Origin of the sequence: Microvirga lenta (assembly GCF_020532555.1) — a bacterium.
GTDB lineage: Bacteria > Pseudomonadota > Alphaproteobacteria > Rhizobiales > Beijerinckiaceae > Microvirga > Microvirga lenta.
In genome coordinates this window covers 509,226-529,841 of record NZ_JAJBBR010000004.1, presented here as the reverse complement: position 1 = coordinate 529,841, position 20,616 = coordinate 509,226, and the positions used below count along the sequence as shown (strand labels likewise).

General features: G+C 58.6%; 20 protein-coding genes. 8 read left to right on the top strand and 12 right to left on the bottom strand.

The genetic code is table 11. The features are described from left to right. The first annotated feature begins 52 nt into the window (after positions 1 to 52). Positions 53 to 1,018 carry a carbohydrate kinase family protein gene (locus tag LGR44_RS08175; protein WP_226739165.1) on the top strand — a complete coding sequence of 322 codons (966 nt, stop codon included), beginning with the start codon at positions 53 to 55 and terminating at the stop codon, positions 1,016 to 1,018. After that, a complete protein-coding gene (locus LGR44_RS08170; protein ID WP_226739163.1) occupies positions 1,015 to 1,947 on the top strand; it encodes a pseudouridine-5'-phosphate glycosidase in 933 nt (310 codons plus the stop codon). The genes LGR44_RS08175 and LGR44_RS08170 overlap by 4 nt, the downstream gene beginning before the upstream one ends. An 81-nt stretch (positions 1,948 to 2,028) precedes the next feature. Here the strand turns inward: LGR44_RS08170 and LGR44_RS08165 are convergent, their stop codons facing one another. Continuing rightward, positions 2,029 to 3,009 (bottom strand): S1C family serine protease, encoded by a 981-nt coding sequence (locus LGR44_RS08165; RefSeq protein ID WP_226739160.1) that lies wholly within the window; start codon positions 3,007 to 3,009, stop codon positions 2,029 to 2,031. Between the two features lie 316 nt (positions 3,010 to 3,325). Between LGR44_RS08165 and LGR44_RS08160 the strand changes: the two genes are divergently transcribed. After that, complete coding sequence (locus LGR44_RS08160) at positions 3,326 to 4,126, top strand: DUF1194 domain-containing protein (protein ID WP_226739158.1); 801 nt, start codon at positions 3,326 to 3,328, stop codon at positions 4,124 to 4,126. 101 nt (positions 4,127 to 4,227) lie between these two features. Here LGR44_RS08160 and LGR44_RS08155 read toward each other — a convergent pair whose 3' ends face one another. The 6 genes from LGR44_RS08155 to uxaC are packed head-to-tail and all read right to left on the bottom strand — an operon-like array spanning position 4,228 to position 11,224. Continuing rightward, on the bottom strand, positions 4,228 to 5,703 hold the full coding sequence (locus LGR44_RS08155) for a mannitol dehydrogenase family protein (protein WP_226739156.1): 1,476 nt from the start codon (positions 5,701 to 5,703) through the stop codon (positions 4,228 to 4,230). A 7-nt stretch (positions 5,704 to 5,710) separates the two neighbouring features. Continuing rightward, on the bottom strand, positions 5,711 to 6,553 hold the full coding sequence (locus LGR44_RS08150) for an ABC transporter permease (protein WP_226739154.1): 843 nt from the start codon (positions 6,551 to 6,553) through the stop codon (positions 5,711 to 5,713). 4 nt (positions 6,554 to 6,557) lie between these two features. Further along, a complete protein-coding gene (locus tag LGR44_RS08145) occupies positions 6,558 to 7,472 on the bottom strand; it encodes an ABC transporter permease (protein ID WP_226739152.1) in 915 nt (304 codons plus the stop codon). Beyond that, positions 7,472 to 8,557: an ABC transporter ATP-binding protein gene (locus LGR44_RS08140; RefSeq protein ID WP_226739150.1), complete on the bottom strand. Its 1,086-nt coding sequence runs from the start codon at positions 8,555 to 8,557 to the stop codon at positions 7,472 to 7,474. Before LGR44_RS08140 ends, LGR44_RS08145 begins: the two co-directional genes overlap by 1 nt. A 21-nt stretch (positions 8,558 to 8,578) precedes the next feature. After that, positions 8,579 to 9,766 (bottom strand): ABC transporter substrate-binding protein, encoded by a 1,188-nt coding sequence (locus LGR44_RS08135; protein WP_226739148.1) that lies wholly within the window; start codon positions 9,764 to 9,766, stop codon positions 8,579 to 8,581. Between the two features lie 54 nt (positions 9,767 to 9,820). After that, entirely contained in the window at positions 9,821 to 11,224 is a 1,404-nt protein-coding gene (gene uxaC, locus LGR44_RS08130) for a glucuronate isomerase (protein ID WP_226739146.1), read from the bottom strand. Positions 11,225 to 11,346: 122 nt separating this feature from the next. Here uxaC and LGR44_RS08125 point away from each other — a divergent pair, with 122 nt between their 5' ends. Both LGR44_RS08125 and uxuA read left to right on the top strand, forming a co-directional pair. Further along, positions 11,347 to 12,072: a GntR family transcriptional regulator gene (locus tag LGR44_RS08125; RefSeq protein ID WP_226739144.1), complete on the top strand. Its 726-nt coding sequence runs from the start codon at positions 11,347 to 11,349 to the stop codon at positions 12,070 to 12,072. A 141-nt stretch (positions 12,073 to 12,213) separates the two neighbouring features. Continuing rightward, positions 12,214 to 13,410 carry a mannonate dehydratase gene (gene uxuA / locus LGR44_RS08120; protein WP_226739142.1) on the top strand — a complete coding sequence of 399 codons (1,197 nt, stop codon included), beginning with the start codon at positions 12,214 to 12,216 and terminating at the stop codon, positions 13,408 to 13,410. A gap of 93 nt (positions 13,411 to 13,503) precedes the next feature. Here uxuA and LGR44_RS08115 read toward each other — a convergent pair whose 3' ends face one another. From LGR44_RS08115 to LGR44_RS08100, 4 genes are all read right to left on the bottom strand, one after another. Next, positions 13,504 to 15,021: a UxaA family hydrolase gene (locus tag LGR44_RS08115; RefSeq protein WP_226739278.1), complete on the bottom strand. Its 1,518-nt coding sequence runs from the start codon at positions 15,019 to 15,021 to the stop codon at positions 13,504 to 13,506. Positions 15,022 to 15,037: 16 nt separating this feature from the next. Continuing rightward, the gene (locus LGR44_RS08110) at positions 15,038 to 16,387 is read right to left on the bottom strand and encodes a TRAP transporter large permease (RefSeq protein WP_226739276.1); all 1,350 of its coding nucleotides are present in this window, start codon (positions 16,385 to 16,387) and stop codon (positions 15,038 to 15,040) included. Between the two features lie 22 nt (positions 16,388 to 16,409). Then, on the bottom strand, positions 16,410 to 17,033 hold the full coding sequence (locus LGR44_RS08105) for a TRAP transporter small permease (protein ID WP_226739140.1): 624 nt from the start codon (positions 17,031 to 17,033) through the stop codon (positions 16,410 to 16,412). Positions 17,034 to 17,101: 68 nt separating this feature from the next. Beyond that, positions 17,102 to 18,097 carry a sialic acid TRAP transporter substrate-binding protein SiaP gene (locus tag LGR44_RS08100; protein ID WP_226739274.1) on the bottom strand — a complete coding sequence of 332 codons (996 nt, stop codon included), beginning with the start codon at positions 18,095 to 18,097 and terminating at the stop codon, positions 17,102 to 17,104. Positions 18,098 to 18,270: 173 nt separating this feature from the next. On the opposite strand from LGR44_RS08100, the gene LGR44_RS08095 reads away from it, so the two are divergent. The 3 genes from LGR44_RS08095 (at position 18,271) to LGR44_RS08085 (ending at position 19,822) form a co-directional block, all read left to right on the top strand. Continuing rightward, complete coding sequence (locus tag LGR44_RS08095; RefSeq protein WP_226739138.1) at positions 18,271 to 18,942, top strand: GntR family transcriptional regulator; 672 nt, start codon at positions 18,271 to 18,273, stop codon at positions 18,940 to 18,942. Between the two features lie 183 nt (positions 18,943 to 19,125). Beyond that, positions 19,126 to 19,329 carry a hypothetical protein gene (locus LGR44_RS08090; RefSeq protein ID WP_226739135.1) on the top strand — a complete coding sequence of 68 codons (204 nt, stop codon included), beginning with the start codon at positions 19,126 to 19,128 and terminating at the stop codon, positions 19,327 to 19,329. A gap of 202 nt (positions 19,330 to 19,531) precedes the next feature. Next, positions 19,532 to 19,822, top strand: a complete 291-nt coding sequence (locus LGR44_RS08085) for a hypothetical protein (protein WP_226739133.1) — start codon at positions 19,532 to 19,534, stop codon at positions 19,820 to 19,822. A gap of 65 nt (positions 19,823 to 19,887) precedes the next feature. On the opposite strand, the gene LGR44_RS08080 is transcribed toward LGR44_RS08085, so the two are convergent. Beyond that, positions 19,888 to 20,607, bottom strand: coding sequence for a ribonuclease activity regulator RraA (locus LGR44_RS08080; protein WP_226739131.1), 720 nt, complete (start codon positions 20,605 to 20,607; stop codon positions 19,888 to 19,890). Positions 20,608 to 20,616: the final 9 nt, after the last annotated feature.

The window sequence follows — 20,616 nt, the reverse complement described above, 5'->3', positions numbered from 1 at the left end:
ACCTCTCGACGGCAAGCCGAAGAACAATTTGCCCTTGAGGAAAGGCATAAAGGTGAGACCTACAGGAAGCAAAATAACCTGCGTTGGAGGGGCCGCTGTCGACCGCAAGCTTCGTTCGGAGGCTTCCGTTGTATTCGGGACATCGAACCCGGTGCGCTCCGAGCGCTCCTTTGGGGGAGTCGCTCGCAATGTCGCAGAAAACCTTGCGCACCTTGGAGCGCAATGTTCTCTTATGTCCCTTCTCGGCAATGACGAGAATGGTCGCTTCATCCTACATCATCTTAATCAGGTCCGTGTCGACACAAGCCTGATCCTCATTTCTGAAGAACACAGCACAGCAGAGTATACAGTGGTCCTGCAGCCCGATGGAAATATCGCCCTCGGCTTGGCCGACATGTCGATTTTCGACACTTTCTCGCCTGAGCTGTTGCAGAGGGCTTGGCCTGAACTCGCCTCCTCCTCCTGGATCTTTGCTGATTGCAACCTTCCGGCAGAGACGATAGCCGATCTTCTTTCATTGAAACGCCATCACTCTCCCATGCTTGCCGTTGATGCCGTTTCGAAATCCAAGGCATTGCATCTGCCGCCCGATCTGCGCGGCATTGACGCTCTGTTCCTGAATAGCGACGAGGCTCGCTCACTGCTGGGCCAGGATTCAGACGATGCATTCTCCGCAATCGAGGCCGCAGTGAGCCTTCGCCAGCGCGGCGCGGCGCGCGTTATCCTAACCTGCGGTGCAGCTGGGCTCATCGCAGCCGATGAATTGGAGGTAGAGTTCATCAGGGCGGAAGGCACACAGGTCATAGACGTCACTGGAGCCGGGGATTCTCTGATTGCAGCAACTCTGCTCGGGTTGATGAAGGGGAACCCTCTCGCGATCTCTGCCAGACTGGGAATGGTTGCAGCCCGCCTGACGATTGAGCATTCTGCAAGCGTTCGCCCCGATCTTTCGCTCGCCTTGCTGAAAGCATCTATGCCAAGTATTCAGAATCTCGTTCTTGAACAAGGATTCCCATGACATCCTATATGGGCCAGCACCATTTCGATGTTGCACCGGAGGTGAAAGCTGCTCTGGAGCATGGTGGAGCGGTTGTCGCCCTTGAATCCACGATCATCACTCATGGGATGCCCCACCCGCAGAACGTTACGACAGCGCTGGACGTCGAGTCTGTCGTACGCAGTAACGGGGCTGTTCCTGCTACCATCGCCGTCATCGCCGGCCGGATCAAGGTAGGCTTGTCTCGGGATGAACTGGAATGGCTCGGCACGGCAGAAGATGTACTGAAACTGAGCCGCTCCGATCTACCCTATGCCGTCTCGGCCAACCGGCATGGATCGACCACTGTGGCGGCTACCATGATCTGCGCTCACCGTGCCGGGCTCAAGGTATTCGCAACCGGTGGCATAGGCGGCGTTCACCGCGGCGTCGAGAAGACAATGGATATCTCCGCGGATCTGGACGAACTGGCTCATACACCCGTCACTGTTATATGTGCCGGAGCCAAGGCTATTCTCGACCTCCCGCGAACCCTAGAATATCTAGAAACCCGAGGTGTTCCTGTCGTTGGATATCAAACGAACCGATTTCCAGCGTTTTGGAGTCGGGAGAGTGAACTGCCGGTCCCTATTCGCATCGAAACGCCTGAGGCTGTTGCCGACCTCGTCACTGCAAAGCAGGAACTCGGTCTCAATGGAGGAATTCTGGTCGCCAACCCCGTGCCGGAGGAGGATGAGATCCCAATGCACGAGATGACCGGTTTCATAGAGGGTGCCCTTGAAGAAGCGAGGAACCACCATGTTACAGGAAAGGCAGTGACGCCTTTTCTGTTGTCTCACATCCTTGAGAAGACCGGCGGCCGCAGCCTGGAAACAAACATTGCTCTAATCAAGAATAATGCCGCCCTGGCGGCACGTATCGCCACTGCTCTCGCGCGACGCATCGGGTAACACCTACCTCTGCGGGTCCCGCACGAGAGGTAGACGAGCGATCAGGACTCATCCGGCTGCGTCATAGGCCGGAGACGATCCTCATTGAAGGCGCGGCGGCTTCATGAAGCGATTCCGATCGGCAGACGTGACCGTGACATCAAACCTGTCACCTTCGCGTTCCAGAGTAAGCGGCACATCCACCCCTGCCCTCCCGAGCGCCCACATCGCACGATAGAAATCCGGCAGCGATGAAACCGGCGCACCTGCTATCGCATGTACGATGTCTCCAGCGCGGAGGCCCGCCCGCTGTGCAGGCGCATCTCCTGCCAGCCCGACGATGATGACGAGGCTGTCTTCCGCTTCAGTCGCATAAAGTCCAAGCCAGGGCCGAGGTGGGCGGTTCGTCCGTCCCAAAGTCAGGAGGTCGTCAAGAATCGGCTTTAGGAGATCGATAGGCACACTCATGTTGAGCGGAACGGCGCGTCCACCCGATGCCTGGTGCTGCAGTTGAAGTGAGCCTATACCGACGAGATCACCCTTGGGTCCGATCAGGGCCGCGCCACCCCAATTAGGGTGAGCAGGCGCGGTAAAGACCGCATCATCAATGAGGTATTCCCAGTAACCGGCGAACTCCTGTCGGGCTACGACCTGCGCGGCAAGGGAACGGGAGGGCCCACCCGCGCCTCCCATAACGACGGAAGTCCCTGCACCTAGACGCCGTGCATCCCCCAATCCTAGGACCGGAACATCGAGCGCCCCCAGCGCCTGAACAAGACCGAATCCGCTCTCATAGTCATAGGCGATTATGTGGGCCTGGACGGCTCGCCCGTCGCCTGTTCGAAGCCAGACCTCATCTGCCTCGGCGATCAGGTACCCTATGGTCAGAACGAGCCCATCGGTGCGAATGGCGACTCCGTACCCTGCTCGCTCCGTTCCAAGGGTATGTGCCGTGAAGGCATCGGAAGGAACTGTGGTTCTCAGGGATACGACCGCGTTCAAGGCATGCTTGAGGTCGTAAGAGAACGCCTTCGGATCGGGCTGAAAATCGGGCGGAATCTGCCACTCATCCGGTGTGTGCATGGGAGGCTCCTCAGCTCGGCTCGACTTGGTAACCTTCGCAATCGCGTAACGGTTCAATCTAGCCATAGAACTTAAGCCTGAGCGCACCCCCATTGAAGGACGGTTCGGCTGCTGTCATCCAGTTCGATCAGCCAATCACCGTTAGGCCATACTCTGCCTTGCACCGCCGCACCACGGCTTTTCTTTCCTATGCTCTGGCAGGCAGGGGCATTAGCCACCCTATAGATGCAAGCCCACTCGTCCCTTCTTCGGTGAAAAGGCTTGCCGGAAGGTGATTTCGATCCACTTTTTGTTCTTTCAGACACTGGAGGCCGCGATGGCACCGAGGCTCCGTAGTATAGTTACAATCCTGTCAGCGGCGTATTTATGGACATCCCTCTCGGTAACCGCCAAGGCAGAAACCGAAGTCGATCTCGCCCTTGTTTTGGCGGTTGACGTCTCGCGCTCCATGGATCCGGATGAACAGGAACTTCAGCGTCAGGGCTTCATCGAAGCCTTCCGTTCCTCTCTCGTGCACGACGCCATCCACAACGGCATGCTTGGGCGGATCGCCGTTACCTATGTCGAATGGTCCGGTGTGGACGACCAAACCGTAATCGTCCCTTGGACGGTCATTGGCGATTCCGAAGGTGCGATAAAGTTCGCTGATGGGCTCAGCCAAACCCCCATCGGGCGCATACGACGTACATCTATTTCCGGCGCCATCGACTTCAGCGTGCAGCTACTTGGGGAAATGGACGTGGAGCCGATGAGAAGGGTTATCGACATCTCCGGAGACGGGCCCAACAGCAGCGGAAGGGGAGTCGTAAAAGCACGGGATGAGGCTGTTGCACGAGGCATAACGATCAATGGCCTCCCAATTATGCTGAAACGTCCCTCGGGCTTCGGCGATATGGAGAATCTCGACCATTACTACCGCGATTGTGTCATTGGCGGACAGGGCGCGTTCCTCATTCCTGTGCGCGAGCGTCATCAGTTTGCAGAGGCGATCAGAACGAAGATCATCCGCGAAATCGCGGGACTTCCCCCTCAGGCGCAAATCGAGAGAGTACAAGCAGAAGCCCCTGTAGACTGCTTGGCCGGTGAGCGTCGCATGTACCGTTGGAACAGGAATTGAGAGCAGAACCGCTCTTTTTGAACCTCATGCATGAAGCCAAAGGACAATCTCTTGACGCCCACTTTCTTACGCTTCAGGCTTTTTGATCGGCAGTTAGCGTCTCAAGGTAGTTCGGCTACGGTGCGCCTCGCCCCATTTTCGTAGAGCCTGCGCAGACACTTAGTGACCTCATCCGTAAAGCGGGCATTATGAGGAAGGTCACGCCCGAAGATCTCAGTTACGGCGAAGAGCTTCTGCGAGAGGAGTTCAATGGATCCTTCAGCCTCGTTAGCCAATGACCGGAGACGCGCCGCCATCGGATCGCGTACATCGATCGGTGCACCGGTCTCGTCGAACCCGGTGACATATCGCATCCAGCCGGCAACTCCGAGAGCCAGGCGCTTGATGGGTGCATCCGCACGGAGCCGATCACGGATTGTGCCTAGGAGCCTTTGCGGCAGCTTCTGTGAGCCATCCATTGCAATCTGCCAGGTACGATGTCGTAGGGCCGGATTCTTGAACCGCTCGATTAAGGCGCGCTTGTAGGACGAGAGGTCCGCGCCTGGCGGCATATGCAGAGTCGGCGTTACCTCCTCATCCATTAGCCCTTCCACAAGCCGGACGAAGGACGGATCGTCCATGGTTTCTGCGACCGTCTGGTACCCCGCAAGATAGCCGAGATAGGCCAACGTCGAATGGCTTCCATTAAGAAGCCTGAGCTTCATGTGCTCATAAGGCTCCACATCTGCCACGAACTCAGCCCCGGCGTCTTCCCAGGCGGGTCGTCCTTGCGGGAAGCAGTCCTCGATCACCCATTGGGTGAAAGGCTCTGTTACAACGGGCCATGCATCAGCCATGCCGAGACGCTGACTGATCCGCTGCCTGTCCTCATCGCTGGTAGCAGGCACAATCCTGTCCACCATCGTTGACGGACAAGAAACCTCCTCTGCTACGAAGCGCCCCAGCTGAGCGTCAAGCAACTCGGCAAAGCGCGTGATAACCCGCTTCACAGTACGGCCGTTCGCCGGAAGATTGTCGCAAGTGAGAACAGTAAAGGGCGGTACCCCTTTGGCATGGCGACGGCGCAAGGCTTCTACGATCATTCCAGGTGCAGTGTGGGGCCTGTTCGGTGTCGCCAAGTCTTGAAGGACATCGGGATGTTCCTCGTTGAGGTTGCCCGTCGCCGGATCGTGGCAGTAGCCCTTCTCCGTGACCGTCAGGGTCACGATACGGGTTGCCGGGGTCGTCATGGCGTCGAGCAGGTCATCGACATTATCGCGCGCAACGATCACCCGCAGGATCGAGCCAATGATGCGTAATGCCTCGCCCTGCTGTGAGCGAACGGAAAGTGTGTAGAGGCCGTCCTGGGGAGAAAGAGCGTCGTAGGTATCGGGGCTGCGCAAGCTTGCGGCGATAATGCCCCAACTTTGATCACGAGCTAGCACATCGTCCGTGTAGACGGCCTGATGAGCCCGGTGGAAGGCACCCACACCCAAGTGCACGATACCTGGGGAAACACTCGTGCGCGAGTAGGCCGGGCGCAGGATTTCGACAGGAACCTCTCTCAATCCGGCCGCATTCAAACGCCTCTTAGACATTCTGCCCTCAATGCGCCGGTTGCTGCTTCGCGCGGGTGACGATCTGAGTCGGATTCACAAATCGCAGGGCAATGATAAGCCATACCAGAGTCGTCACCATATAGATAACTGCCATGGCGTCGATGGATTGCACTGCGCGCACACCGGCCGCGAACACCGCATAATAGAGTGCCACAACGAGAGTCTGGCTCGTCGGTCCAGCCACCAGGAAGGTAAGCTCGAACATGGCGATGGTTCGCACGAGCACCAGCAGGAGCGCCGCGAGGATCCCTGGCAGGAGGAGCGGCAGGAGCACGTGGATGAACAGCTTGAAGGTGTTTGCTCCGAACACCCGGGCGGCGGCTTCGATCTTCGGGTCGATTTGCTCGATGAAAGGAATCATCACCAGGATCACGAACGGAACGGTCGGCACGAGGTTAGCGGCGACCACCCCCCAGAACGTGCCGGCGAGCCCGGTTTGGTAGAGAACGGTTGCAAGAGGGATACCGAAGGTGATCGGCGGAATCAGCAGCGGCAGCAGGAAAAGGAGCACAAGCAGCCGCTTGCCCATGAAGTCGCGTCGAGCCAGTGCATAGGCAGCAGTAACGCCAAGAATGCCGGAGATTAGAACAACAGCGCCTACAATCTGGAAGGTGACGAGAAGGACGTCTCCCAGTTGGAACTCACTCCAGGCGGAATCGTACCAGCGGGTCGTCCAGCCCGCCGGCAGCCATGTGCCAAGCCAGCGAGTCGCGAAGGAACTTGTCACCACGGTTCCAATCATCGCGAAGAGATTAAGCACGAAAAAGATGACGATAGCCCAGATGGCGACAGCCCAGAGCTTTGCGGCGAGAGTAGTATCGCGGATCATGAACTCATCCTTTCGCGCCGCTTGCTGGACCGCGGTAGAAGAGGCCACGGGAGGCAAGTACGGCTACTACGATACCAAGCTGCACGAAGCCCATGATCATGGCGACCGCCGAAGCCATCGAGTAGTCATACTCCTCGAAAGCCGCTTGGTAGGCGGCAATCGAGATGACGCGGGTGGGGCCAGCGGGAGCCCCGAGGAGTACGGCCGAGGGAAACACCGAGAAAGCTTGCACGAACGATAGGCAGAAAGTGATGGCAAAGCCCGGCATCAACAGCGGAAGGTAGATATATCGAAAGCGCTGCCAGGAGCTCGCTCCGAGCGTCGCTCCCGCCTGCTCCAATGCAGGATCGATCCCGGTCACGTATGAAAGGGTAAGAAGAAATGTGAATGGAAACCCGGTGATCACCAAGGACGCAAAGACGCCCCAGTAGTTATGGACAAGCTTGAGCGGCTCCGATATTAGCCCGATCGTCATCAGTGTGCGGTTGAACCAACCCTGCGGGCCCAGATAGTTCAGCAATCCCTCAGCCACTAGCACCGTACCCAGCGTGATCGGCAGGACGAGAATTGTCGTCAGGAGCCGCTGATGCCGCATCAGGCGGACGCGAAAGGCGATCGGCACTGCCAGCAGCAGATTCAGGAGCGTCACGGGCACAGCTAGCCAGAGTGTCTTCGCGATGGTGTCATAGAGAAACGCATCGGAGAAGAAACGTCGGTAGTTGGCGAGCCAGTCGCCGCCGGCCTTAGGCGTGAAAGACAGAATGAAGCCGAAGGCAAAAGGGTAGACGAACAACAAAAGACTGAAGATGGCCGCCGGTACCACGAGGAGAGTGACCGCATCGAAGCCCCGGGCCGCGAACCTCTGACGCAGACTCGGTCCGTGAAGTGTGGCGGCAGGCGCTGGCGCGAGTGCATCCATTAATTCCTCCCTCGGATCGCGTCGGCGAAGACGAGAACGCGTTCGTCCGCAGCCCGAAGATGAATGTTCGCTCCAGGTTCAACGGCATGATGGGAGCGGAACACGAGGTCGAGCCCGCCTGCCGTATGGGCTGTGCCGACGAACTCGCGACCACGGTACTCCATGGTGTCAACCTTGACCGCAAGCGTATTGGAACCGGGCTCACCGACCTCAAGGTCGTCAGGGCGGATTGCAGCATAGGCTGCAGAGCCAAGTGATAGCCCCTCTCGCGCGACTCCGCTGATCTTGGCACCCTCCACATCGAGGATGATCCGGTCACTCTCGTTTGCCACCACCCGGCCCCTAAGCTTGTTGCGGAAGCCCATGAAGTCGGCAACGTCGAGATGGGCCGGTTCCTCGTAAAGTTCTTTCGGTGTTCCCACCTGACGCACCACCCCATCTCGCAGGACCACGATCCTGTCTGCCAGTGAAAGGGCCTCGTCCTGATCGTGGGTGACGTAAATCGTCGTCGCGCCAAGTTCATTGTGGATGCGCCGGATCTCGGCTCGCATCTCAAGGCGTAGTTTCGCATCAAGATTGGACAGCGGCTCATCCATCAGGACCAGCGGTGGCTCGATGACGATGGCGCGGGCAATCGCTACACGCTGCTGCTGACCGCCTGAGAGTTGCCCAGGCAGCTTGTTTTCCTGTCCGTGAAGGCGGACCAAGCCTAGAGCCTCATCGACTTTGCGGTCGATCTCAGCCTTCGGCACACCGCGCATCTTGAGACCGAACCCAATGTTTTGGCGCACATTCAGATGCGGAAAGAGCGCGTAGTTCTGGAAAACCATGCCGAACCCGCGCTCCTCCGGCCTTAGGGTATCGACCCGGCTATTATCGAGCCAGATCGCTCCCCCCGTGACGGGAAGAAGACCCGCAATGCAGTTCAGCGTCGTCGACTTGCCGCAACCGGATGGACCGAGAAGCGCGATGAACTCGCGCCTTTTGATCGTCAAGCTCACGTCGCGAAGGGCGTTGAGCGCCCCGAAGTCGCGACTGACGCGATCAAGCCGAACTTCCTCGAACTGTGAAAGAGCTATCGTCATTGCAGATCCTCTTCTCAGCTCTTACTTGCGTTTTGCCCCGCCGACCTGCTCATCCCACATCCGGAAGGCGACCACCATCTGTTCGGGCTGGAGCGGCAGCTCGATAGGATTCTCGGCAATCATCTTCTCGTATTCGGGACGTCCGAACTCCTCGATCGCCTGCTGGCTTTCCGGAGGAGCCATATCGAGTGTGACGCCCTTCACAGCCGGACCGGGATAGAAATAGCCTTCATCGTAGGTGTAGGCCTGCTGCTCCTTCGTCAGCAGGAAGCTCATCAAATCAAGAAGAACGGCGACTTTCTCGTTAGACAGCCCTTTTGGAACGCACATGTAGTGCGCATCCGCGACCCAATGGAATCCCTTCAGTGCCCCGATCTTGGCTTCCTTCGGCACGACACCGAGAACGCGGGGGTTGATGTCCCATCCAGTCGTGGTGACAGTCATGTCTCGAGAGCCCTCACCCAGCTCCTTCATGACCGCACCGGTGCCGGACGGATAATATTCGATGTTCTGACCGAGCTCCTTCAGGTAAGCCCAGGTCTTGTCCCAGCCCCTGGCCGGATCCTGCGGATTGCTATCACCGAGGATATAAGGCAGCCCCATGATGAAGGTGCGGCCAGGCCCGGAATTGGCCGGACGGGCATAGATGAACCGGTTTGGATTGGCCTTGGTCCAGGCAAGCAGTTCCTCGGCTGTTGTCGGGACGTTCTGTACCTTACCAGGCATGTACTCAAGGAGAGGGCCGGAAGGGTAATAGGTGACGACGACGCCATGCCCTTTGGCAAGCGTCTGCATTCTGGCAGCAGCCGGAATGTAGATTTCCTCGAGGTTGGGAAGTGATTTTGCGTAGGTTGGGATCAACTCAACCCAAAGGTTTTGCTCAAGGCCGGCGGAGAGAGCATCCGTGCCGGTGAGGACGAGATCGATATCGACACGGCCGGCATCCTGTTGCGCCTTGATCTTGCCTGCGAGTTCCGGCGCAGGCGCCTTTGTGAAGGTGATGCGCGACACGAGATTGGGTTTCGCCTTCCGGTAGTTTTCGATCGCCTTTTGAGTCAAGGCCAAGTTGCCGGCTACGTCGATGATGTTCAGCGTAACGGGGCTCGTGGGTAGCGCTTGCTGCGCAAAGGCCGACCCACCGAGTGCCGCGACACCGGCAGCACCAGCCATACCACCGACGAAGGTCCTTCTGGTAATCAAGCTAGTCATCCTTTTCCTCCCGTTCTGTTCTGTGCAACATGACTTGCTGGACCCTGCCATGCGTCACAGTTTGTAGGCCTCTTTGGCGAGGCGATATGCGAGGTCATAGGCCACCTCATGCGCCTCATCCTCGTCGAGGCGATGAGTCGTCACGAGTTTGGCGAGAAAAGCGCAATCGACGCGGCGGGCCATGTCATGGCGGGCAGGGATGGACAGATAGGCCCGAGTGTCGTCGTTGAACCCGACAGTGTTGTAGAAGCCGGCCGTTTCGGTCGTGAGCTCCCGAAACCTGCGCATTCCCTCGGGCGCATCGAAGAACCACCATGCCGGCCCCAGTTTCAGGGCCGGATAGTGTCCGGCAAGAGGGGCGAGCTCGCGCGAGTAACTCGTCTCATCAAGAGTGAAGACGATAAGCGTGAAATTGCGCTCGTTACCAAACCGGTCGAGCAAGGGCTTAAGAGCACGCACGTAGTCCGTCCGTGATGGAATGTCGGCTCCCATGTCCCGACCGAAGCGCGAGAAGATCGTCCGATTATGGTTGCGGAACGATCCCGGATGGATCTGCATCACCATGCCGTCTTCGACACTCATCGCAGCCATCTCCGTGAGCATCTGAGCCCGAAAGAGTTCCGCATCATCAGAGCTTGCTGCCGCAGTGGATACACGGCGAAACAGGGCCTCGGCCTCAGCCAGCGGGAGATTCGCAGTTCGGGCGGTTGGATGTCCATGATCGGTCGAGGTGGCGCCGTACTCGCGGAAGAAGGCGCGGCGCCTGCGGTGGGCCTCAAGATAGCCATGCCAGCTCAGCGTGTCGCAGCCGGTGATCTCGCCGAATCGAGCAAGATTCTGCCGGAATCCTTCGAATTCGGGATCGATCACCGGGTCGGGGCGATAGGCCGTGATCACGCGTCCGCCCCACCCGGATTGACGAATGGCCTCGTGCTGCTTCAGCGGGTCGAGTGGGCTCTCGGTCGTGGCGATAGCTTTGATGCCGAAGCGTTCGAATAAGGCCCGAGGGAGGAACTCCGGCGTGCGCAGCGCCGCATCGATCCGGTCGTAGTAGACGTCGGCGGTTTCCGCAGAAAGGCGCTCGGTGAATCCGAAGAGCGTTGCGAATGTGTGGTCGAGCCAGATCCGTGTCGGGGTTCCGCGAAACAGGTAGTAGTGCTCGGCAAAGCGTCGCCAGATCTTCCGTGGATCGCGCTCGACGGGACTTCCGTCTCTTGTCGGAACACCAAGGTCCTCCAGCCTTACGCCTTGGCTGTAGAGCATCCGGAATATGTAGTGGTCGGGAATAACGAATAGGGTTGCCGGGTCGGGAAAAGGCTCGTTTTCAGCAAACCACCGAGGATCCGTGTGGCCATGCGGCGACACGATGGGCAAATCCCGAATGCCGGCATAAAGCCGTCGCGCCACCTCGCGAGCAGAAGGTTCGGCAGGAAACAGCCTCTCCGGGTGGATCAGCATCGCATTCTCCCTGAACGCACCCGCCCCAGCCTTTTCTTCGGCTGGTTTCAGGCGCGACAATGGACAGCTTAGAGCGGTCTCGGCACCTTTGCAATGCCCTACTAGTATGGTAGTGTGCCAATATGAGTGACTTAACCCTTAGAAAAATTGATCTCGAGCGAGAACCGATAGCCCGACAGGTCACGCGCGCTCTGCGGCAAGCCATTGTGAGCATGCAACTCTTGCCAGGGGAGATGCTGTCGGAGCAGGAATTGGCCCGCCGGTTCGGCGTCAGCCGTTCACCTGTGCGAGAGGCTTTAATCAAGCTGAGTGAAGCAGGCCTGGTACGCGTACTCCCTCAGCGAGGCACGCAGGTCGTGAAAATTTCGCGCGCAGGGGTCGAAGATGCCCGGTTCATTCGGGAAGCGGTGGAATGCGCTGTCGTACGAGAAGCGGCGTTAAAGGCCACTCCTGTCATGATGTCGGAATTGAGCGCCAGCCTCACGAGACAGCGCCGCGCTCAACGATCACTCTCTACAGAGGATTTCCTTGCTCTCGATGAGGAATTCCATCGCCTTTTGGCCGAAACAGCCGGGCGCCCTTCTGCATGGCGGATGGTAGAGGATATCAAGCCTCAGATGGATCGTGTGCGGTTTCTCGATATGACGAAAGCGGTACCGCGCCACGCGGTCATCGCCCAACATGCCGTTATCGTAGATGCTATCAAATCCAGGGATCCCGCTGCGGCAGAGGCCGCTATGCGCCATCATATGAGCGAAATACTCCGGTCCTTGCCGGAACTCGCCGGACAGCACCCCGACCTCTTCGAACCCGAAGCGGTTATGTCTCCTGAGGTGCTCAGCGCCTGAAGCCCGTCGTGTTTCGATCGCGGCACAATAAGCGTCGCTCAACACTCATGTCAGACATCTCTTCAAGAATGGCCCAAGCTGTCGTTTAGGAAACCAAGTACGCTGCCGGCACCTGAGTTCGGCACCAATGAGGTGATCAGTATGGAGCAGACTTGGCGTTGGTTCGGTCCGGAGGATGTTGTCCAGCTTTCGCATGTCCGCCAGACAGGAGCGACAGGGATTGTAACCGCACTCCATCACATCCCTTATGGGGTCGTCTGGCCCGTCGAGGAAATCAAGGCCCGCAAGGCGCTCATCGAGTCAGATTCGTCCCTTCAGCTGCGCTGGAGCGTTGTCGAAAGCCTCCCGGTGCACGAGAGCATCAAGATTGGCGAGGGCCGTCTGGCCCCTTTATTCGGTAATTATCGACAATCCCTGAGAAATCTCGCGGAATGCGGAATCACCACCGTCTGCTATAATTTCATGCCTGTCATCGATTGGGCCCGCACGGAACTCGCGTTCCCTCTGCCCGGTGGCGGGACGGCTCTTCGCTTCAATGCACATGAGTATGCCGCCTTCGATTGCTTCATGTTGCAGCGTCCAAGAGCTGAAGCAGATCATTCACCCGACGTCCTAGCTCTCGCAAAGAAGTGGTTCGACAACTCATCGGAATCCGACCGCAAAAGGCTTCTCGCCAACATCATGGCCGGCCTGCCTGGTGCCTTCGACCGCTACGATATCCCCGGTCTGCGTCGAGTGCTTGAACGCTACAAGGATGTCGATACGGGCCAGCTCCGGGAGAACCTCGCAACATTTTTGCGCGAAATCATCCCAGTTGCTGAGGAGGTGGGAATTCGGATGTGCATCCACCCTGACGACCCTCCACGCTCGCTGATGGGTTTGCCACGTATCGTGTCGAATGAGGATGACCTAGGTTTCATTCTTAGCGTGATCAACTCTCCTGCCAACGGATTGACGCTCTGCAGCGGATCCCTTGGAGCGAGCGCCTCGAACGACGTTCCAGCCATCGCAAAACGCTTCGCAGACCGCATCTGGTTCGCGCATCTACGCAATGTTTCGAAAGAACCTGACGGCTCCTTCATGGAAGCCGACCACCTCGGCGGAGACACAGATATGGTTGCGGTCGTCATTGCTCTTCTCGAAGAGCAAAAACGTCGTTTGGAAGCGGGAGTGCCATATTGGCGCATTCCAATGCGTCCGGACCATGGCCACGAGCTCCTCGATGATGTGGGAAAGCCGACGCATCCGGGCTATCCGGCCATCGGCCGGCTCAAGGGACTCGCCGAATTACGAGGTGTAATGACAGCTGTCGCCGCCCTTCGAAGCCTGCCGCTCTAACGCCCTTCACTGATAGCCGAACGCGCCGATATTCCTGCAGCAGGAAAAGCCGGGCTCCCGTGAGGCCTGTTTCCGAGCAATGGCCATACGCTGCTACATCACGGCGCCAACCTGCCAGGGAACGAACTCCAGATCGCCGTATCCCAGATCCTCCGATTTCGTATGCTCCCCGGATGCAACCTGCAGGAGTCTCCCGAAGATCTCCTTCCCCTTGTCCTCAAGGGATACACCGTCGAGGATATCGCCGCAGTTGATGTCCATATCGTCCATCATACGGCGGTAGATGTCGGAATTTGTCGCCAGCTTAAGGGAAGGCACGGGCTTCGCGCCGAACGCTGATCCTCGGCCGGTGGTGAAGGCAATCAAGTTCGCACCGCCAGCGACCTGTCCGGTAGCAGCGACCGGATCGTATCCCGGTGTATCCATATAGACGAAACCGTGCTCGCGCACCGGTTCCGCATACTCGTATACGGCGCGAAGCGTAGACCGCCCGCCCTTCGCGGAAGCGCCAAGGGACTTCTCGAGGATCGTGGTAAGGCCGCCTGCCTTGTTGCCGGGTGATGGATTGTTGTTCATTTCACCGCCGTTGCGTGCCGTGTACTCTTCCCACCAGCGGATGCGGGAAACGAGCTTTTCACCCACCTCTCGGGTCGAAGCGCGCCGGGTCAGCAAGTGCTCGGCACCATAGATCTCGGGTGTTTCCGACAGGATCGAGGTTCCACCGTGGCGCACAAGCAGGTCGGAAGCCATTCCAAGCGCTGGATTAGCGGTTAGACCCGAGTAGCCGTCCGATCCTCCGCACTGGAGGGCGAGGACCAGTTCCGAAGCGGGTCGTGTCTCGCGCTGCGCCGCTGATGCGAGGGGCAGCATACCTTTCACGGCCTCTACGATGGCCTGGACTGTCCGTCGGGTCCCACCGGTCTCCTGGATCGTCAATGTCCGGAATGTATCGGTTTCCGTGAGCCCGTAATCCTGCTTCATGCGTCCGATTTGGAAGACTTCGCAGCCGAGGCCCACCATCACTACGCCTGCGAAGTTCGGGTGACTGGCATAGCCCCATTGTGTGCGACGGAGAATGTCGAAGCCTTCGCCATAGGCTGCGTGCCCGCAGCCCGTGCCGTGCACGATTGCGACGATGCCGTCGATGCCAGGGTAATCGCGCAGGATCCCTGAGCGCTCCACCTCGGCCGCCGCGAAGCGCGCAACGGAAGCCGAGCAGTTCACGGACGTGAGGATACCGATGTAGTTGCGGGTACCTGTCTTCCCCGAGGCACGGCGATATCCTTGGAACGTGGCCCGCATCTCGGAAGGCAGCAGCTCATCGTCGTGGGCATCCTCGCAGAAGGCATAATCCCGCTCGAAATCGTGCAGGCCCACATTGTGCTCGTGGACCCATTCACCTGGGGCGATATGGCCTTTGGCAAACCCGATGATCTGGCCGAACTTGATGACCGGCTCGCCTTCCCTTATCGGCTCCACGGCCATCTTATGGCCGCGTAGAATGCGCTCGAGGGCTGTCAGTCCAGCCGCCTGGTCCCCCTGCCCGACCAGATCGATGGCAATCACGACATTGTCGTCGGCAGAGAGGCGGATCGTGCGGGGCATGTTCATAGCAACTGCATCAAGTTCAAAGATAACCAAGCTCTTTAAGGAAGCGTGGCAACCAAAGGACGGTTTCGGGAACGAAAGTAATCAGCACGAGAACGAGGAGGAGCGGCACCAACCAAGGGGCGCAAGCCCTCATACATTCTTCGAGCGAGATATTGGCAACCCGCTTCAGCACGTAGAGCACCATGCCGACAGGCGGCGTAAGAAGTCCGATCATGAGGTTCAGCACCATGATGATACCGAAATGGACCGGATCGATGCCGAGTTGCACTGCGACCGGTAGCAGCACGGGGGTCAGGATCGTGATCGCCGCGATCGTTTCCATGAAACAGCCGACGATCAACAGAAAGATATTGATGAGGATCAGGAACGTAACCGGGTTAGCCGCATAGGTGATGATCCATTCGCCGAGAGCATCGGTGGTTCGGGTCGTCGTAAGCACCCAGCCGAAAATGGACGCTCCCGCGACGATGAACAGCACGACCGCCGTGGTCTCGATCGTGTCCATCGTGACCCGGATGAACTGGCGCATGCTGAGCACGGAGTAGCGTGGCCGCTGCCCGCGCGCCATGAGCACGACATTAAAAACACGGTGAATCACGACCGACAGCAGAAGTGCGTACGCACAGGCGAAAACCGCAGCCTCCGTAGGAGTGAACAAACCGAAGCTCATGCCTCCGATGATGATCGCCGGCGTCAACAAGGGCAGGAAGGCGTTCACGAAAGACCAGCCCAGACGGCTCAGCTTGAACGAGGCATCTCGGCCGATACCGTACCGGTGCGCATAGATCACCACGGTTCCCGAAAGAACGACCGCCATGATCAAGCCGGGGATGATCCCGGCCACGAACAGGGCATTGATCGAAGCATTGGCGACGACACCGTAGATGACGAGAGGGAGGGACGGGGGGATGATCGGACCGATGGTCGATGACGCCGCTGTCAGACCGACTGCGAGTTTGGTGCCATAGCCGTGATCGCGCATCGCTTTGATTTCGATGGTGCCGATGCCGCCTGCATCAGCGACGGCAGTGCCGGACATGCCTGCAAAGATGACGGATCCCGCGACGTTCACATGGCCGAGGCCGCCTTTCAGCCAACCAACGGCAGCCACGGCGAAATCATAAATCTGCTTCGTGATCCCCGATGAGTTCATCAGGTTTCCGGCCATGATAAAGAAGGGCACAGCCAGCAGGGGGAATGAATCCACGCCGTTCACCATCCGGTGAATGACGGTGATGACCGGAGTCGTCACCTCTCCCGTCCAACTCCCGACGAGAAGGAAGAGAAGGGATGAGCCGGCAAGTGCCACGGCGATGGGAACGCCGATGACGATCATGACGAGGAGTGCGGCAATCATCATACCGATGAGCATGTCGTTCTCTCCGTGCTCAATCGAGAATCAAGCCATGAGGCGTGTCTGCCCCTCGACCGCGCAGGCGGCGAGCAAACCGCAGGGCCGCATGAATCGTCATGCCGGCCAAGGCTGCGGAGACGGCCCAGTACAGGTATGCTTTCGGGATATCGATGGAAACCATATAGCCTGGCGCCAAGGCTCCAAGTTGGTAGGCATACCAGGCCATCGCGCCGCAGAAGAGCGCCACGAGCCCGTCCACCATTACCAACGTGGCATGCTTCACTTTGCGGGGCAGAAAGATAAGGAGCGCCTCCACCGCGATATGCGAACCCTTGCGCATGGCCGTGATGGAGCCGACGAATGTTACCAGAACAAGAAGATAACGAGCGATCTCCTCGGTCCATCCGAGGGAGTCGTTGAGGACGTAACGGGTCCAGAACTGGAGAAAGACGACCGCGAAAAGTGCCCAGAAGATCGCAAATACCACGATATCCGACCACCGCAGGTCCGAGAGGTCGACGTGCGCCTCCTTCTCTTGCCACTGCTCGAAGAGCACATCCACATCGTTGTGCGAATGCTCCGACGCCGCGCTCACGTGGTGAGCGGCAGGCGCGCTGGAAATACTGGTTCTTTGTTCCTTGGAACTGAGCTCTGGCATCTCGTCCCTCGCTGGACAGTGGCTCGATAACCCTCTCCCCGGAAGGGGAGAGGGCGGAGGGGCACAACTCAGTTGGTGCGAGATTGAATCGCCTGAAGGCGATCATAGACAGCCTTGTCCCACGTTGCGTCGGAGCCAAGATGCATCTTGACCACCGCTTCCCGGAAGGGCTTGCGATCGACGGCAACAACGTTCTTGCCCTCGCCCTTGAACCAGTCGACGAGGTCTTTCTCCATCTTGACGATATCGTTCGTGCAGTTATCCGCCGCTTGGGACAGGATTTCTGAGAGGATCTTCTGCTCGTCCGGCGTAAGTCGCTTCATCGTTCCTCCTGAAACGATGGTCAGCAGCGCATCCGTGATGTGCCCTGTCAGAACGATGTTCTTCTGAACCTCGTGAAACTTCTTGGCCTGGATCGTGACGAGCGGGTTCTCCTGAGCGTCGACCACGCCTTGTGACAGAGCAAGGTAGACCTCGGCAAAAGCAATGGGTGTTGGATTGGCGCCGACTGCCTTCGGGAACATCGCATAAAGGGGTGCGTCGGGCACTCGGATCTTCAGGCCCTTCATGTCCTCCGGCTTCGTGATGTCCTTATTGGCGGTGACGTGCCGTTCGCCGTAATAGGTAAGGCTCACGACCTGATGGCCAGTGCGCTTTTCGTAACCCTGGCCCAGCTCCTTGAAGAGGTCTGACTTGCGAAAGGCATCCCAATGAGCAAAGTCGCGGAACATGTAGGGCGCGCCGCCAATGGCAAGAGGACCGTAGGCGCGTCCGGCGAAGAGCTGACCGGTATAGATCATGTCGACCGTGCCGAGGGAAAGCCCCTCGTTGATATCGCTCTCCTTACCGAGAGATGAGGCCGGAAAGACCTCGATGGCATATTTGCCGTTGGTTCTTTTGCTGAACTCCTCTCCAGCCCAAAGAGCCCACTTGTGATACGGCTCGCTGGCCTCGTACACATGTGCGAATTTCAGCTTCGTTTGGGCACTGGCAGGCAACGCCGGAACCACGAGGGCTGCGGTTGCGATGAGGCCGAACGCAAGGCGGCGGGTCAAAAATGACATGCAGGCACTCCTCCCTGAGTTTCCGGCTCTCCGGCCGGTTCGTGAGTGGATGCGAGCGGATTCGCTCACATGGAAACCGCGACAGGCTGATGGCGTCGCCTTGGCGGTTCAGCTAACATGTTAGTCTGATGAGAATACTGGACAAGAGAAAAAAGTACGATTTTCTTTCTCCCTTGGATCGTGGAACACGCGGAAACACGTCCGAGCGGGTGGAAAGCTCGCTTCGGGCGGCCATCGTGACCCTCGATTTCGCCCCCGGCGAATTCATCGACAAGGCAGCCGTCTGCGACAGGCTCGGCGTGTCCCGGTTTCCGGTGTCGGAGGCGCTGTCCCGCTTGGCAACCGAGGGGCTAGCCGAAATCCTGCCGCAGCGGGGCACCCGTGCAGCCCGAATTCGCCTACATGAAGTGAAAGAGGCCATGCTGATCCGCCGGGCCCTGGAAGCAATGGTGGCGGAGATTGCGGCGCAACGGCTGCCACCGTCCATCCTTACGGCACTTCATGAGAATCTCGCCGCTCAGCAGGAAGCTGTCGCTCGGGGAGATCGGGCCGGCTTCCATCTGCTCGACCTGTCGTTCCACACCCTTCTCGTCGATGGATTGGAATTGCCGCGGGTAGCGAACGTGATCGAGGCGTCCCGCGCCAATATCGACCGGGTGCGCCGCCTGCTTTCGTCCCCGCGCCGCCACGCGGTAACGCTTTTCGAGCACCAGAAGCTGCTCGAAGCGATCGAGTCACGGAACCCCCGTGCAGCACGACGCGCCATGGAATCCCACCTGGATGGGGTCATGGAAGAACTGGAGCGCTTCTCCGCCGCCAATCCCGAGGTTTTCCGAAAGGACTGAATTCTCGACATGAGAGGCCTGGCTGCCACATGCCACTGGCATATCGCCTTGGCCGATCCAGCCACAAAGCTATCTTATATCTTTCGAATACCGGATTTGCTTGGCCTCAGCGGTTCTTGGCCGCATTTTCTCCCCTATTGCCGAGACACTATAGTCCCGCTCTCCCTGCTAGGAGTTACCTTCATGCTGCCACGTCCGGTCATCGCCGTGCTCGCCATCACGCTCGGCCTGCCATTTCTCGTACTACTCGCCCTCGTCTCACCGGCATCCGGCGTGAACGCGGGCTTCCTCACGAGCATCCTCACCATTACCGTGCTTTCGGCATTCCTCACGCTGATGATATTCGAGATCAAACGTATCGCCGACCAGCCTTCGGACGAGCACTGACATTCCTGACTGCACTCTGAGTGCGGCCGGCTAGCTGGTCCGGTGTGGGATGCGTTCACCTATCATGTCCGGCCGTGCGCGCCTGTAAAAAGCCTCTGAATAAGGGCCGTGGGAGGGCCGATTCTACCACCAAATAGTTGGAACCTTCGCCTCGGAAATGAGTAAAGGATTGTGAGAAACAGTCGAGTTTGGGAGTAGGTCCATGGCTGAGATCATCGCATTCGAGAGCCTCAAGAAAGGCACTGCGGAATGTGAGGTTCTGGCTCTGTTCAAACATGGACCCTCGCCCAAAGCCAACAGCCGGCAGAGCAGGAAGAAAGTCGATTTTCCAACCTCCCGATATTTCATTTCGGGCAATATGAGCGACCTCTTCGAGCAGGCGAGCGCCGTTGCCATGCGGCACTACGATGGCGACAAGAGAGTGCCGGACGTCGTGGCGGAAAAGTGCCTCGAACTCCTGAAGGTTCTGTCGGACCACGCCGAGCCGGAATGATGCGCCGGAGCGGTTGAAAGGCTCTTGAGCAACCTGTCAGAGCCATGCGCATCTTCAGGGACTCGTCAGCGGTTATTCGCCCTTCGCCATGCTGAAAAGTCCGTATGCGTCTGCGGATCTGTCGGAGGGTAGAGGCCGAGAATGGACCGTCCGTTCAAAACCTCCTCGGCAACGAAGTCTTCGAATGCCGTCATCTCGACTGCCTCCGTGGCAATCTCCTCCGCAAGGTGGGCGGGAATAACGACCACCCCCTCCCCGTCCCCGACGACGATGTCACCCGGCCAGACTGGAACATCGCCGCAACCAATCGGAACGTTGATATCGACGGCCTGGTGCAAAGTGAGATTGGTCGGAGAGGAAGGGCGGTTGTGATAGGCAGGAATGCCGAGTTTCGCGATCTCCGGCGAGTCGCGAAAGCCACCGTCGGTGACGATACCCGCAACGCCGCGCTTCATAAGACGGGAAACCAGAATACCACCGGCCGACGCAGCTCGAGGATCCTTGCGACTGTCAATGACCATGACTGCGCCAGGGGGGCATTCCTCGACGGCTTTGCGCTGCGGGTGGGAGCGATCCTGAAAAACGCTGATCGGGTTCAGGTCCTCGCGGGCCGGAATGTAGCGGAGCGTGAAAGCCTCCCCCACCATCGTGCCGGCGTGAGGGTTGAGCGGATGAACATCCTGGATGAACTGGTTGCGTAAGCCGCGTTTATAAAGGGCAGTGCAAAGGGTTGCCACGCTGACAGTCTTGAGTTTCTCGCGGGTGGCGGGGCTCAGTGGGGTCATGTTCTCCTC